General features: G+C 52.7%; 18 protein-coding genes. 14 read left to right on the plus strand and 4 right to left on the minus strand.

The genetic code is table 11. From position 1 onward, the window contains the following. The first annotated feature begins 237 nt into the window (after positions 1 to 237). From ABSH60_RS06265 to ABSH60_RS06330, 14 genes are all read left to right on the plus strand, one after another. Entirely contained in the window at positions 238 to 879 is a 642-nt protein-coding gene (locus ABSH60_RS06265; RefSeq protein ID WP_390973188.1) for a phage baseplate assembly protein V, read from the plus strand. Next, a complete protein-coding gene (locus ABSH60_RS06270) occupies positions 876 to 1,226 on the plus strand; it encodes a GPW/gp25 family protein (RefSeq protein ID WP_056772748.1) in 351 nt (116 codons plus the stop codon). Before ABSH60_RS06265 ends, ABSH60_RS06270 begins: the two co-directional genes overlap by 4 nt. A gap of 5 nt (positions 1,227 to 1,231) precedes the next feature. Then, positions 1,232 to 2,140 (plus strand): baseplate J/gp47 family protein, encoded by a 909-nt coding sequence (locus ABSH60_RS06275; protein WP_390973190.1) that lies wholly within the window; start codon positions 1,232 to 1,234, stop codon positions 2,138 to 2,140. Then, entirely contained in the window at positions 2,133 to 2,660 is a 528-nt protein-coding gene (locus tag ABSH60_RS06280; RefSeq protein WP_390973192.1) for a phage tail protein I, read from the plus strand. The genes ABSH60_RS06275 and ABSH60_RS06280 overlap by 8 nt, the downstream gene beginning before the upstream one ends. Before the next feature lie 11 nt (positions 2,661 to 2,671). After that, positions 2,672 to 4,192, plus strand: a complete 1,521-nt coding sequence (locus ABSH60_RS06285) for a phage tail protein (protein WP_390973194.1) — start codon at positions 2,672 to 2,674, stop codon at positions 4,190 to 4,192. A gap of 9 nt (positions 4,193 to 4,201) precedes the next feature. Beyond that, positions 4,202 to 4,630 carry a tail fiber assembly protein gene (locus ABSH60_RS06290; protein WP_390973196.1) on the plus strand — a complete coding sequence of 143 codons (429 nt, stop codon included), beginning with the start codon at positions 4,202 to 4,204 and terminating at the stop codon, positions 4,628 to 4,630. A 138-nt stretch (positions 4,631 to 4,768) separates the two neighbouring features. Beyond that, on the plus strand, positions 4,769 to 5,938 hold the full coding sequence (locus ABSH60_RS06295; protein ID WP_056772759.1) for a phage tail sheath protein: 1,170 nt from the start codon (positions 4,769 to 4,771) through the stop codon (positions 5,936 to 5,938). Positions 5,939 to 5,952: 14 nt separating this feature from the next. Next, entirely contained in the window at positions 5,953 to 6,462 is a 510-nt protein-coding gene (locus ABSH60_RS06300) for a phage major tail tube protein (RefSeq protein ID WP_056772763.1), read from the plus strand. Positions 6,463 to 6,522: 60 nt separating this feature from the next. After that, positions 6,523 to 6,807 carry a phage tail assembly protein gene (locus tag ABSH60_RS06305; RefSeq protein ID WP_056772765.1) on the plus strand — a complete coding sequence of 95 codons (285 nt, stop codon included), beginning with the start codon at positions 6,523 to 6,525 and terminating at the stop codon, positions 6,805 to 6,807. A 32-nt stretch (positions 6,808 to 6,839) separates the two neighbouring features. Then, the gene (locus ABSH60_RS06310; RefSeq protein WP_200930282.1) at positions 6,840 to 6,962 is read left to right on the plus strand and encodes a GpE family phage tail protein; all 123 of its coding nucleotides are present in this window, start codon (positions 6,840 to 6,842) and stop codon (positions 6,960 to 6,962) included. Beyond that, positions 6,955 to 8,649, plus strand: a complete 1,695-nt coding sequence (locus ABSH60_RS06315) for a phage tail tape measure protein (protein ID WP_390973199.1) — start codon at positions 6,955 to 6,957, stop codon at positions 8,647 to 8,649. Before ABSH60_RS06310 ends, ABSH60_RS06315 begins: the two co-directional genes overlap by 8 nt. Then, positions 8,646 to 9,116, plus strand: coding sequence for a phage tail protein (locus tag ABSH60_RS06320; protein WP_390973201.1), 471 nt, complete (start codon positions 8,646 to 8,648; stop codon positions 9,114 to 9,116). The genes ABSH60_RS06315 and ABSH60_RS06320 overlap by 4 nt, the downstream gene beginning before the upstream one ends. Before the next feature lie 3 nt (positions 9,117 to 9,119). Then, on the plus strand, positions 9,120 to 10,280 hold the full coding sequence (locus ABSH60_RS06325; RefSeq protein ID WP_390973203.1) for a contractile injection system protein, VgrG/Pvc8 family: 1,161 nt from the start codon (positions 9,120 to 9,122) through the stop codon (positions 10,278 to 10,280). 66 nt (positions 10,281 to 10,346) lie between these two features. Next, entirely contained in the window at positions 10,347 to 10,529 is a 183-nt protein-coding gene (locus tag ABSH60_RS06330; protein ID WP_072158068.1) for an ogr/Delta-like zinc finger family protein, read from the plus strand. Positions 10,530 to 10,621: 92 nt separating this feature from the next. Here the strand turns inward: ABSH60_RS06330 and rplS are convergent, their stop codons facing one another. The 4 genes from rplS to rpsP all read right to left on the minus strand — a co-directional run bounded on the left by rplS (position 10,622) and on the right by rpsP (position 12,674). Next, positions 10,622 to 10,969 carry a 50S ribosomal protein L19 gene (rplS, locus tag ABSH60_RS06335; protein ID WP_056772777.1) on the minus strand — a complete coding sequence of 116 codons (348 nt, stop codon included), beginning with the start codon at positions 10,967 to 10,969 and terminating at the stop codon, positions 10,622 to 10,624. Positions 10,970 to 11,047: 78 nt separating this feature from the next. Further along, a complete protein-coding gene (gene trmD, locus ABSH60_RS06340; protein WP_056772780.1) occupies positions 11,048 to 11,791 on the minus strand; it encodes a tRNA (guanosine(37)-N1)-methyltransferase TrmD in 744 nt (247 codons plus the stop codon). A gap of 67 nt (positions 11,792 to 11,858) precedes the next feature. After that, positions 11,859 to 12,407, minus strand: coding sequence for a ribosome maturation factor RimM (gene rimM, locus ABSH60_RS06345; protein WP_390973206.1), 549 nt, complete (start codon positions 12,405 to 12,407; stop codon positions 11,859 to 11,861). A gap of 18 nt (positions 12,408 to 12,425) precedes the next feature. Continuing rightward, on the minus strand, positions 12,426 to 12,674 hold the full coding sequence (gene rpsP / locus ABSH60_RS06350; RefSeq protein ID WP_056772785.1) for a 30S ribosomal protein S16: 249 nt from the start codon (positions 12,672 to 12,674) through the stop codon (positions 12,426 to 12,428). Positions 12,675 to 12,820: the final 146 nt, after the last annotated feature.

The following is a 12,820-nucleotide window of genomic DNA, read 5'->3' on the forward strand; positions in this document are numbered from 1 at the left end:
TCAGCCGCGGCCGAACGGCCATCGGTTGTCGCTCAACCCCCTGAAACGGCATCCTTTATCCCATGAATACGACTCTTCAACTCAACGACATAATGCGGCTGGCTGCCGCGTCAGGTTTATCTTAACGGAGAACTGATCATCAGCTGGACAGTGTGACCCGATAAACCTTGTTGTGTCAGCCGCGGCCGAACGGCCATCGGTTGTCGCTCAACCCCCTGAAACGGCATCCTTTATCCCATGAATACGACTCTTCAACTCAACGACATAATGCGGCTGATTGGCAATCTGGTGCGCATCGGTAACGTCTCAGAACTGGATCTGGCTAACGCCCGCTGCCGCGTCGCGACGGGCAGCAACGTGACGGCCTGGCTGCCGTGGATGACGCACCGCGCAGGCCGCACGCGCAGCTGGTGGGCGCCCTCTCTCGGCGAACAGGTGTTGCTGCTCTCGATGGGCGGCGAACTGAATACGGCATTCGTCTTACCGGCTGTTTTTTCGGATGCCTCGCCCGCACCTTCGGCTTCGGCGGATGCCCTTCATCTGGCCTTTCCGGACGGCGCCATTTTTGAATACGAACCGGCAAACGGCGCGCTGAAAGTCACCGGCGTCAAAACGGCGGTGATCAATGCATCGCAGAACGTGGAGGTCACAGCACCGGAAATCCGCTGCACCGCCAGTACGCGCATCACCCTGGATACGCCGGAAGTGGTTTGCACCAGCAAGCTGACCACCGGCTCACTCGAGGTCAAACAAGGCGGCACGCTGACCGGCAATGTAATTCACAGCGGCGGCAGCCTGACATCCAACGGCATTATTGTGCACACCCACCGCCACAGCGGCGTCCAGACCGGCGGTGGCCAGACAGGAGGCCCGCAATGAGCAAACCAAAATACCTGGGAATGGACAGAAACAGCGGCACAGCGATTGAAGATCTCGACCATATCCGCCAGTCCGTGAGCGACATTTTGACTACACCGGTGGGTTCCCGTGTGATGCGCCGCCATTACGGCTCGCTGCTTTCTGAACTGATTGACCAGCCGCAAAACGGCGCATTGCGGCTGCAAATGACCGCAATTTGCTACACCGCGCTGTTGCAGTGGGAGCCCCGCATCTCACTGAATGCCATCACTTTCGACTCCGATTACACCGGCAAGATGGTGGTGGAACTGACCGGAAGCCGTACCGATACGGCGACGGATTTCTCCCTGAACATTCCTGTGAGCTGACACTTATGGCAACGATCGATTTGAGCCAGTTACCGGCCCCCGATGTGGTCGAACAACTGGATTATGAAAGCCTGCTTGAAGAACGTAAAACGACGCTGATCTCCCTCTACCCGGCCGACCAGCAGGAAGCTATCAGCCGCACGCTGACACTGGAATCCGAACCGCTGGTCAAGCTGTTGCAGGAGAACGCCTACCGCGAACTGATCCTGCGCCAGCGCGTCAACGAATCCGCAAGGGCGGTGATGGTGGCGTACGCGACGGGCAGTGATTTGGATCAGCTGGCGGCGAACAATGGCGTACAGCGACTGGTACTGAAGCCTGCGGATAACACCAAAGTTCCACCCGTCCCGGCGGTCATGGAAAGTGATGCCGACTTCCGAACGCGCATCCCGCAGGCCTTTGAAGGAATGAGCGTCGCCGGTCCTTCCGGCTCTTACGAATTCCACGGCCTGTCAGCCGATGGGCGGGTAGCGGATATTTCGGTTATCAGCCCGTCCCCCGCGAATGTCACCATTTCCGTGCTGTCACGCGAAGCCAATGGCATCGCTCCGGAAGATTTATTGGCCAAGGTGCGCATCGCATTAAACGACGAAAATGTTAGGCCAATAGCCGACCGGGTTCTGGTTCAGTCGGCCAGCGTGGTGCCGTATGAAATTGACGCCACGCTATACCTGTATCCGGGGCCTGAGTCTGAACCTATCACCCTCGCAGCCGAAGAAAAGCTGAAATCTTATATCAGCGATCAGCACCGCCTCGGACGTGACATTCGGCTATCTGCCATCTATGCCGCATTGCACGTAGAAGGCGTCCAGCGTGTGGAACTTGCTAAACCCGCCGCAGATATTGTGCTCGACAGTACACAAGCTTCTTATTGTACAAACTACGTCATTACCGTCGGAGGCTCCGATGAGTAAGAGGTTGCTACCCAGTGGTTCCTCCGCGCTGGAACTGGCAGCCGCGGAAGCCTGCGCTGAACTGGCCCGTGTAAATGTTCCGCTGAAAACGTTATGGGATCCGCAAACCTGCCCGGCCAACTTTTTGCCCTATCTGGCATGGGCGCTGTCTGTCGACCGATGGGACAGTGAATGGCCTACGACGACAAAGCGCAGCGTGATTCAGTCCGCCTGGTTCATCCATCAGCACAAAGGCACCATCAGCGCTATCAAACGTGTGGTCGAGCCACTGGGTTATGTCATTAAGGTCACCGAATGGTGGGAAACCGATGATCCACCGGGCACTTTCAAACTCGATATCGGCGTTCTCGATTCCGGTATTGATGAAGCTATGTACGAAGAAATGGAACGCCTGATTGATGATGCGAAGCCTGCCAGCCGCCACCTAATCGGGCTGACTATTACCCAGGATATTCCCGGCACCGTTTATCTGGCCGCGGCAATGCATGACGCAGAAATACTCACTGTTTATCCGGACTGATAAGGAATCTTATGAGCAAATTTAAATCCGTCGTCACTACCCTCGGGCAGGCGCGCATCGCGTCAGCCATCGAAAGTGGAAAAGACGTGAATATTACCCAGCTGGCCGTCGGTGACGGTAATGGCAGCGCGACTGAACCCTCTGTGGGGCAGACGGCACTGGTCCATGAAACCTACCGCCTGAAGCTGAATTCCATCAAAATCGATAATAAAAATGCCAACTGGATTATTGCTGAAGCCATTATTCCGGCAGAAATCGGCGGTTTCTGGATGCGTGAAATGGGGTTGTTTTCCGCAGAAGGTGAACTGATTGCCGTCAGTAATATGGCCGACAGCTATAAACCTACGCTCGAAGAAGGTTCCGGCCGGACACAAACCCTGCGCATGGTGTTAACCGTCACAGATACCGAGGCGGTCAGCCTGACCATTGATGACACACTGATTATTGCGACCGAAGAATACGTTAATAATTTGCTGGCAGAACACGAAGCCTCACGGCGTCACCCCGACGGCACGCTGAGCGCGAAAGGTTTTGTTCAACTGAGCAACGCGGTGGACAGCACCAGTGAAATTCTGGCAGCAACGCCGAAGGCAGTAAAAACGTCTTACGACCTGGCGAAATCTGCGAATGATAATGCTAACGGGCGCTTACCCGCAGGCGGAACTGCTGTTGCAGCGGCCAAGCTGGCGACGGCAAGAAAAATAGCAGGAGTGGCATTTGATGGGACGGCGGATATCTCGCTGAATGCATCTAACATTGGACTCGGAAATGTAGGTAATTACCAGGCTGTCCAGGCTGGCGGTGGATTAAATTACGTGGAAAATCACAGAATTTATATTGACTGGGGTAAAGGCGATAAACTTTATGCGACCGTGGATAATGTCAGTCAGGGTGTTATTTATACGGGGAAAAATCCACCGACTCCTGGGGAAGTAGGTGCCTATCCGTCTTCAGGAGGAAATGTATCCGGTTATGTAAATGCACAATTCTTAGGTGCAAATGGATTGCCGAATCCAGGTTTAGGGCAAGGCACATATATTGGCTGGAATGAAAGTAATGGGCAGGGTGAGTCAAATTTTGTAAATAATAAAGGCGGTGGTTCTGGAGGATTTAATTTTAGAATAGTCAATTACCAAAACAGCGTACAAACAGGAAATGTATCTATCTCAGGTAATGGCGGTCTTAATACTTCAGGCTTACTTCAGGAAAATGGTCAGCGAGTTTTTACTCCGGTTAACCCGCAGCCCGTTGCTCGTAATACAGCTGGCTTTGGTCAAAGTGGATGGTGGCGGTGCGGTGATACAGGGATGATTTTCCAGTGGGGTTTTGTCAATAAAGGCAGCCGTGGTTGGCTCACAGTTAACTACCCTATCGCATTCCCAAGTGCATGCGCAAATGTACAAGTCACAGTCCTTAATGGAGGTAGTGGCGTGTTTTCAGATAACTTTGGAACAGCGCAGATCATCAATAATATAGGTTTCACCTGCGGGCAAGATAGCGGCGGCAGTTACTGGACAGCCATTGGCTGGTAAGGAGATGAGATGAATAATTATTTTTACAGTCCGGCTACCAATGGCTTCTATGCTGAAGAACTTCGGGATATCTATGAAAGTGCCGGAAGCTGGCCAGCAGATGCCCTTGCCGTTAGCCAAGAGGTTTATAACGAATTTCAGACCGAACCTTCACCTGATGGGAAAATGAGATCAAGCGGTCCAAATGGAATTCCTACTTGGGTAGATATTCCCGCACCTACAAAGGAACAAATTATTTTTGAAGCTAAAAATAAATTAACTTTGCTAATGACCAATGCGACATTGGCTATTTCCCCTTTACAGGATGCGATCGATATCGGTACTGCAACACAAGATGAACTGACACTTCTCAAAGACTGGAAAACCTACCGTGTCGCTCTGAACCGCCTGGATCTTTCAACCGCCCCTGACATCACCTGGCCCGAAATTCCGGCCTGACTTAAGCCCCTCCGGGGGCTTTTTTATTATCTAATCCCCCCTCTGTTGTGCCACCGCCCCCACGCCCCTGATCAAATGCGCTTTTTGTTGTGAACCGGCATCCTTGCTTCACCACCCACAACAGAGAGAGTCACCCTGATGGCTGATTATCATCACGGCGTACGTGTCGTTGAAATCAACGACGGCACCCGCGTTATTTCTACCGTTTCCACCGCAATTATCGGCATGGTTTGTACCGCAGAAGATGCGGATGCCACTGTATTTCCTCTCAACATGCCAGTTCTTATCACTGACGTTCTGGCGGCCAGCGGGAAAGCCGGGACCAGCGGGACGTTGCGCGCTGCGCTTCTGGCGATTGCTGACCAGTGTAAACCTGTCACCGTCGTGGTACGTGTTGCCACTGGCGATGACGAGGCCGCGACCACCAGCAATATCATTGGCGGTTCTGATGCCAATGGCCGTTACACCGGCATGAAGGCACTGCTTTCTGCGCAGGCAGAACTGGGCGTGAAACCGCGTATTCTGGGCGTCCCTGGGCTGGATAATCAGGCTGTCGCAACCGCGCTGGCAGCCGTTTGCCAGCAGCTGCGTGCCTTCGGTTATATCAGCGCTTACGGCGCAAAAACGCTTTCCGATGCAATCAAATACCGCGACAACTTCAGCCAGCGTGAACTGATGCTGATCTGGCCGGATTTTGTGAACTGGAATACAGCGACCAGCCAGTCTGATATTGCTTACGCCACTGCACGCGCTTTGGGCTTGCGCGCCAAAATCGACCAGGAAACCGGCTGGCATAAAACCCTGTCAAACGTGGGTGTGAACGGCGTGACTGGTCTGTCGGCCAGCGTGTTCTGGGATTTGCAGGCCAGTGGTACCGATGCAGACCTGCTGAACCAGGCGGGTGTGACGACGCTGGTGCGCAAAGACGGTTTCCGTTTCTGGGGCAACCGTACCTGCAGCGACGATTCACTGTTCATTTTCGAAAACTACACCCGTACCGCGCAAGTGCTGGCAGACACCATGGCCGAAGCGCATATGTGGGCGGTCGATAAACCGATGACCCCGACGCTGGTACGCGACATGATCGACGGCATCAAAGCCAAAATGCGTGAAATGAAATCAGCGGGTTACATCATTGACGGCGACTGCTGGTACGACGAAGCCGCAAACACAGCGGAAACACTGAAAGCCGGCAAATTGTATATCGACTACGACTACACCCCGGTTCCTCCGCTGGAAGACCTGACCTTGCGCCAGCGCATCACCGACTCTTATCTGGTGAACTTTGCCGCGTCCATCAACAGTTAAGGAGACAATGACTCATGGCACTTCCTAAAAAATTAAAATACCTGAACCTGTTCAACGACGGGAACAGCTACCTCGGGCTGGTTTCCTCACTCACCCTGCCGAAACTGACCCGCAAGCTGGAAAACTATCGCGGCGGCGGCATGAGCGGTTCAGTCGCGGTGGATTTCGGTCTGGATGACGATGCACTGACGCTGGAATGGTCTATCGGCGGTCTGGATGAACTGGTTCTGCAACAATGGGGCAGCGTTTCCGATATCCCGCTGCGCTTTGCCGGTTCCCTGCAACGCGACGATACCGGTGATGTGTCAGCGGTCGAAGTGATGATGCGCGGCCGTCACAAGGAGTTTGATTTTGGTGAATATAAGCAAGGTGAAGACACCGAAACCAAAGTCACCACCCAGTGCACCTACTTCAAACTGACTATCGACGGCAAGCAGCTGATTGAGATCGACACCGTCAATATGGTGGAAATCGTCAATGGCGTTGACCGCCTGGCGCAACACCGCACCGCGCTCGGCCTGTAATTCCCCCTCCCAGAGCCGGCAGACATTGCCGGCTTCACTTGTGCTTAAACAGGAAAACGCATGAGCCAGACTGACAACAACAACACCGTGATTCTGGATGTGCCGCTAAAACGTGGTGACACCGACATTACTGAAATTCAGGTGACCAAACCGACGGCAGGCAGCCTGCGTGGCATCGGGCTTGCCGCGCTGGCGAATGCCGACGTCGATGCGCTGATCACGCTTTTGCCCCGCATCACTTATCCCAACCTGACCAAAGAAGAGTGCTCACGCCTCGAGCTTCCGGACCTGATTGCGCTGGCAGGCAAGGTGATTGGTTTTTTATCACCGAAACCGGCGGAGTAACGCTCTCCCCCCGCCTCACCGTGGATGATCTGATGGCTGACATCGCGGTGATTTTCCACTGGCCGCCGTCCGAAATGGACGGCATGTCGCTCACCGATCTGTTGAGCTGGCGCTATAAGGCATTGCAACGCAGCGGAGTAAAAACAGATGAGTAATGTCGAACAATTACCCACGACGTTGGGGAAAATAAATAAACAGCTGAAATCGCTGAAAGCGGCCACGGCGAACGCCTGGCAGACGTTTACCACGCTGCCGAAGAAAAGCTTATACAACGCGATGTCAGAAGACATCAGCGACGTTATCTGGGAACTCAGATCTTTAGATAATCAGTCACGCCCGCTGGCGCATTTCCTGAAACCGCATGTTGAGCTGTCGGCGGGAGATCCGGAGTCAGTTAAACCCGTCAAACCGGTTAATCCATACGCGTCCGAACTCAGGAGCGCGGAAAGTATTTCGGCTGGGCACCGGGCCGTTATTGAGCAGAAAGGCATGGAACCTGGCGAGCAGTTTACACATCGCGAGGAAATTATCGGGCAACTGAAATCGGCCAGCTCAGACGCCATCAGCTTCGCCCTGCCTCAGCTGGAACTGGCAAAAAACCTTCTCAACCCCGGCGCGGATCTGCAAGTCAGCCTTTCTGAGCTTCAGTCGGTGCTGGGCCTGCAAAAAGAAGATCCGCGCGTTGCGGCGTTGCGTCAGCAAAGTCTGTCGATGGCGACATCAGGTCATTCACCGGCGGACGTGGTGGCCGCGCAGAAAAAGTTAGCGGATAGCGGGCTCGATGCCACTCAGGTTCTGGCACAGACGCCGGGGGAACTCAACGGTTCAACGCCGGCGGCACAAACGGCCATCACCGTAAAAGGCGACAACCTGGATGGCGACATAACCAAACTCTTTGCCACCTGGGACACGCTGCGCATCAATCTCTTCGAAGGGCAAAGTGCGGCGCTGCGCGAACTCACACAAACCGCCACTCAATGGCTGACCACGCTCAATACCTGGGTCACCGATAATCCTCAACTGGTCAACGCGCTGCTCGGCATGGCGCTGGGGATCACCGGAGTGATTGGCGGGCTGGGTTCGCTCGGCATGGCCATCGCCCCGGTACTCAGCGGCGTCAACATGATGATGGCTGGCGCCGGATTGCTGGGCACCGTCTTCACCAGCACCGGTGGCGTGATCGCTGCCGCATTTACCGCTATCGGATTGCCGCTATTGCCGGTCATCGCGTTGATTGCAGGGATCGGGATTGCGGTGGTGAAACTCTGGGAGCCGATCAGCGCCTTCGTCAGCGGAATGATTGCCGGATTCAGTTCAGTCATGGGGCCGTTAAGTAATGCCTTTGCCCCCTTTAAATTGGCCCTCGGCTGGATTACCGATCTTCTGGCACCCATTAAATTCACTCAGGACGAACTGCGTGGCTACACCGATATCGGCAAATTGGTCGGGGCAGCCATCGGTGAAATTTTCGTGACGCTGAATAAAGCCGTGTCTCAAATCGGTGAAGTATTTAACTGGGCGCGTAAAAGTGTCGATTCCGTGCTTAACATTTTCAGCAGCGACACTGACGAACAGACAGAAGCTCAAAATCCGCCTGCTGCATTTAATCCCGCTTTATCGGCGACGGGCGGCACACTCAGCCTGTATCAACCGGCCAAAGCCAGCGTGGCGAATAGCCTGACGGATAATCGGACCACCACGATGAATGTCAGCTTCACTGCCACACCGGAAACGGATTACCAGCAAATTCAGAGCTTTATTACCCGGACGCTCAACGAGCGCGACTGGAATAACGAAAATGCGCAACACAGTGTGTTTGATAATGGAGGGTTCTACTCATGATGATGTCGCTGGGCTTATTTGTATTCAAATTAAGCTCCCTGCCCTATCAGAATATTAACCATCAGGTGAATTACAACTGGGGCGAAAATGCTCGTTTTGGTCAGCGGGCGGTTTCACAGTTTCTCGGTTTGGGTCAGGAGAAGTTGACGCTGAAGGGCCAGCTGTTACCGGAGCTCACCGGGGGAGCGCGTTATCTACAGGCATTGCAAGGTATGGCGGACTCGGGCCGTGCGTGGCCTCTTATTGAAGGTACCGGCACCATTTATGGCATGTTTATCATTGAGAGTCTGGTCAAGGACAGCGGCGAATTTAATACCCGCGGTCAGGCGCGCACTATTACTTTTACCCTCAACTTAAAACGCGTCGATGAATCCCAGGCGGCAATGTTTGGCGATCTCCTCGCTCAGGCCGAGGGGTTGTATAACAAGGCGAGTTCGGCAGTCAGCAGTGTTATCGCAGGAGTCTAAACCATGCTTACGGATCTTCAGTTGCCTGCCGGCGCACGCATCGCCCCGGTGTTTACCCTAAAGATAAAAAATAAGGTCCTGGAAGAGAATATCACTGAGCGGGTGATCAATCTGACGGTGACTGATTACAGTGGCTTTGCTGCAGACACCCTGACGCTGACGTTTGACGACGGCGACCGGCAGCTGGAGATGCCCGCGAGAGGTACCGTTTTGCACCTGCATATGGGGTGGTCTAAACAGGCTTTATACGATTGTGGTTATTTTACGGTGGACACCGTCACCCATTCCGGAAGCCCTGACAGGATCGCCGTCACTGCACGCAGCGCAGATTTTCGTGGCTCATTTGAAACCAAGCGGAGTCAGTCTTATGACGACTATACGCTGGGCGCGATCGTCAGAATTATCGCGAGCCGCAATAATTTTCCTCTGCCGGTTATCGATCAGGATCTCGATAATATTCCGATCCCGCATATTGATCAGACGGATGAAAACGATGGCTACTTTCTCACACGACTGGCGCAAAACTACGGAGCCCAGGCCACGGTCAAAAATGGCTCGATCCTGTTTTTTAAACCTTTTACTGGCCGGACAGCATCCGGGCAGGCGTTGCCATGGAACACGCTGGTGCGCAGCGATGGTGATTCCCACACGTTTAAACTGGTTGATACGCTGGCCTATGAGAGCGTAAAAGCCCAGTGGCATGATGTGAAGAAAGCAGCAACGACGAGCGTAGCGCTGAAACGGTCATCAACTCAGACTTCAAACTCGCAAAAACAACATCCTGCATCGGTAACGCCGTCAGCTGAATTGAATACGCCGGCCAAAGAGGAGACAAAAAGCTATATCGCAGGGTCAGGTAATAAAGTTCTGCTGCTGACGACCCTGTATCCCGATGAACAATCTGCCAGGCGTGCAGCGGATTCTGTCTTCAATCGAATCCAGACAGAATCTTCAACTTTCAGCATAAAACTGGCGCTGGGGCGCGCCGATCTCAGCGCACAAATGCCGGTGACCGTGCAGGGTTTCAAGGATGTTATAGACCGCCAGCGGTGGGTGATTAACTCTGTCGTGCATAATCTCAATGAGAAAGGATTCACCACCACCTTGAATTTGAAGGTTTACACCGCGGATATTACTTATCAGTCTTCCACATCAGCATTATAAACTTGCTTTTGCGAGTTTATAGATTCATAATCACCTCATCGCCTAACTGTCATGCCGGAGGTTTTTATGATGCATTGCCCGCTTTGTGGAAAAGTTGCCCACACACGTTCAAGCCGTTATCTGAGTGAATCAACCAAAGAACGGTATCATCAGTGTCAGAATATTCAGTGCAGTTGCACGTTTGCCACACATGAGTCCGTCGCCAGGGTTATCTCTAAACCCGGCGGAAACCAGCCATCTGCGGCATAGTCAATTTTTCGTCACTGATGCAAAAAAAAGGGGTTAGCCGATGGCTAACCCCTTGTTCTATATTAACTAGTAGATGTCGCGTTAGCGATACCTTAGTTAAGACGCTCTTTGATACGAGCTGACTTACCAGTACGCTCACGCAGGTAGTACAGTTTAGCTTTACGAACGGCACCACGACGTTTAACAGCAATGCTGTCGATTACTGGGGAGTGAGTCTGGAATACACGCTCAACACCTTCGCCGTTAGAAATTTTGCGAACAGTGAATGCAGAGTGCAGACCGCGGTTACGAATAGCGATAACCACGCCCTCGAATGCCTGCAGACGCTTTTTAGAACCTTCAACGACCCATACCTTAACTTCCACGGAATCACCCGGACGGAATGCAGGTACGTCTTGCTTCATCTGCTCTTGTTCGATTTGTTTAATGATATTGCTCATAATATGTCTCTTACCCTAGGTAAACTGATATATCGGGAAGGCCTGGCAACGTGCTCAAGCGGTCCCTTCATAGTTTTGTTAACTAAGTCGATGTTCCTTTTGGAACTCTCTCAGTAACACCTCTTGCTCGTCAGTCAGAGCTAGGTTTTCCAGAAGTTCAGGTCTTCTAAGCCAGGTTCGACCCAGCGACTGTTTCAGGCGCCAGCGACGTATATCAGCATGATTTCCCGACAGTAAAACCGACGGTACCTCCATGCCTTCCAGCACTTCAGGGCGGGTATAGTGGGGGCAATCGAGCAATCCGTCAGCGAAAGAATCTTCTTCTGCTGAAGCCTGACGACCCAGAACGCCCGGTATAAAGCGGGAAACTGAATCAATCAGAGTCATTGCCGGCAACTCACCACCGCTGAGAACATAATCACCAATTGACCATTCTTCATCAATTTCGGTTTTGATTACGCGCTCATCAATCCCTTCATAACGACCACAAACCAGAATAATTTTCTGGTGGGCCGCCAGTTCGCAAACACCGGTTTGATCCAGTTTGCGACCCTGAGGTGAAAGATAAATCACTTTCACACCTTCGCCTGCCGCTGCTTTTGCTGCATGAATCGCTTCCCGCAAGGGTTGCACCATCATCAGCATGCCGGGACCACCGCCGTAAGGGCGCTCATCCACGGTACGATGTCGGTCGTATGCGAAGTCACGAGGACTCCAGCAATTTACGCTCAACAGGCCATTCTTAACTGCCCGGCCAGTTACCCCGTAATCCGTAATTGCGCGGAACATTTCAGGAAACAGGCTAATTATACCGATCCACATAGCCTACCCCTTCCAAATGTTTGACCGCTCAACCAGACGTTGTTTACATCAGTAAACACTACGGAGGTCAAAAACCAGGATCCCAATCTACTTCAACAGTGCGAGTAGCGAGATCGACTTTCTTGATAACCTGCCCATCGAGGAACGGAATTAACCGCTCCTTGAGTCCGAAGGCATCTTTCAGGTTGGCTTTCACTACCATGACATCGTTAGAACCGGTTTCCATCATATCGATGATTTTGCCCAGCTCGTAACCGGAAGTCGTCACTACCTGGCAACCAAAAAGGTCTTTCCAGTAATAGTCACCGTCTTCCAGTATAGGTAGTTGCTTTGAATCGACGACAATTTCGCAATTAGTCAGAAGATTCGCAGCATCCCGATCATCAACGCCTTTGACTTTGATAATCAGATCCTGAGTGTGGCGTTTCCAGCCTTCCAGCTCGATAACCTGCCACTTACCGGCACGCTGGATAAACCAGGGCTGGTATTCGAAGATGCTTTCAGCGTCTTCGGTGGATGAAAACACTCTGAGCCAACCACGAATGCCGTATGTTGAACCCATTTTGCCGAGAACTAACGGCTCAGCGGGTACCACTGGATTGGATTGCTTGCTCATTGCCACCACCGCGACAGATTAAGCTGCTTTCTTAGCGTCTTTGATCAGCGCAGAAACGCGATCAGAAACGGTTGCACCCAGATCTACCCAATGGGCAACACGATCCAGGTCCAGACGCAGAGCTTCAGCCTGGCCAGAAGCCAATGGGTTGAAGAAACCTACGCGTTCGATGAAACGACCGTCACGAGCGTTGCGGCTGTCGGTCACTACTACTTGATAAAACGGACGCTTTTTTGCGCCGCCACGTGCTAAACGAATTGTTACCATAACATCCTCTTTAGTTAATAAAACAACCAGACCCCATCGGGGAACGGGGTCTGGTTGCAATATAAAAAGCCCCAAAATTTTACTCATTTTGGCGCAAAAAGCAATCGAAAGCGTAGATTGCCTCCGTCGCTATTTGCCTGAGCACA

It is taken from the genome of Rahnella sp. R3(2024) (assembly GCF_042920125.1).
Lineage (GTDB): Bacteria > Pseudomonadota > Gammaproteobacteria > Enterobacterales > Enterobacteriaceae > Rahnella > Rahnella rivi.

Coding starts and splice junctions, on each gene's coding strand:
- ABSH60_RS06295 (WP_056772759.1), top strand. CDS start 4,769: ATGGCTGATTATCATCACGGCGTACGTGTCGTTGAAATCAACGACGGC.
- ABSH60_RS06285 (WP_390973194.1), top strand. CDS start 2,672: ATGAGCAAATTTAAATCCGTCGTCACTACCCTCGGGCAGGCGCGCATC.
- trmD (WP_056772780.1), bottom strand. CDS start 11,791: ATGTGGATCGGTATAATTAGCCTGTTTCCTGAAATGTTCCGCGCAATT.
- rpsP (WP_056772785.1), bottom strand. CDS start 12,674: ATGGTAACAATTCGTTTAGCACGTGGCGGCGCAAAAAAGCGTCCGTTT.
- ABSH60_RS06265 (WP_390973188.1), top strand. CDS start 238: ATGAATACGACTCTTCAACTCAACGACATAATGCGGCTGATTGGCAAT.
- ABSH60_RS06300 (WP_056772763.1), top strand. CDS start 5,953: ATGGCACTTCCTAAAAAATTAAAATACCTGAACCTGTTCAACGACGGG.
- ABSH60_RS06325 (WP_390973203.1), top strand. CDS start 9,120: ATGCTTACGGATCTTCAGTTGCCTGCCGGCGCACGCATCGCCCCGGTG.
- ABSH60_RS06315 (WP_390973199.1), top strand. CDS start 6,955: ATGAGTAATGTCGAACAATTACCCACGACGTTGGGGAAAATAAATAAA.
- ABSH60_RS06290 (WP_390973196.1), top strand. CDS start 4,202: ATGAATAATTATTTTTACAGTCCGGCTACCAATGGCTTCTATGCTGAA.
- ABSH60_RS06320 (WP_390973201.1), top strand. CDS start 8,646: ATGATGATGTCGCTGGGCTTATTTGTATTCAAATTAAGCTCCCTGCCC.
- ABSH60_RS06305 (WP_056772765.1), top strand. CDS start 6,523: ATGAGCCAGACTGACAACAACAACACCGTGATTCTGGATGTGCCGCTA.
- ABSH60_RS06280 (WP_390973192.1), top strand. CDS start 2,133: ATGAGTAAGAGGTTGCTACCCAGTGGTTCCTCCGCGCTGGAACTGGCA.
- rplS (WP_056772777.1), bottom strand. CDS start 10,969: ATGAGCAATATCATTAAACAAATCGAACAAGAGCAGATGAAGCAAGAC.
- ABSH60_RS06330 (WP_072158068.1), top strand. CDS start 10,347: ATGATGCATTGCCCGCTTTGTGGAAAAGTTGCCCACACACGTTCAAGC.
- rimM (WP_390973206.1), bottom strand. CDS start 12,407: ATGAGCAAGCAATCCAATCCAGTGGTACCCGCTGAGCCGTTAGTTCTC.
- ABSH60_RS06275 (WP_390973190.1), top strand. CDS start 1,232: ATGGCAACGATCGATTTGAGCCAGTTACCGGCCCCCGATGTGGTCGAA.
- ABSH60_RS06310 (WP_200930282.1), top strand. CDS start 6,840: ATGGCTGACATCGCGGTGATTTTCCACTGGCCGCCGTCCGAAATGGAC.
- ABSH60_RS06270 (WP_056772748.1), top strand. CDS start 876: ATGAGCAAACCAAAATACCTGGGAATGGACAGAAACAGCGGCACAGCG.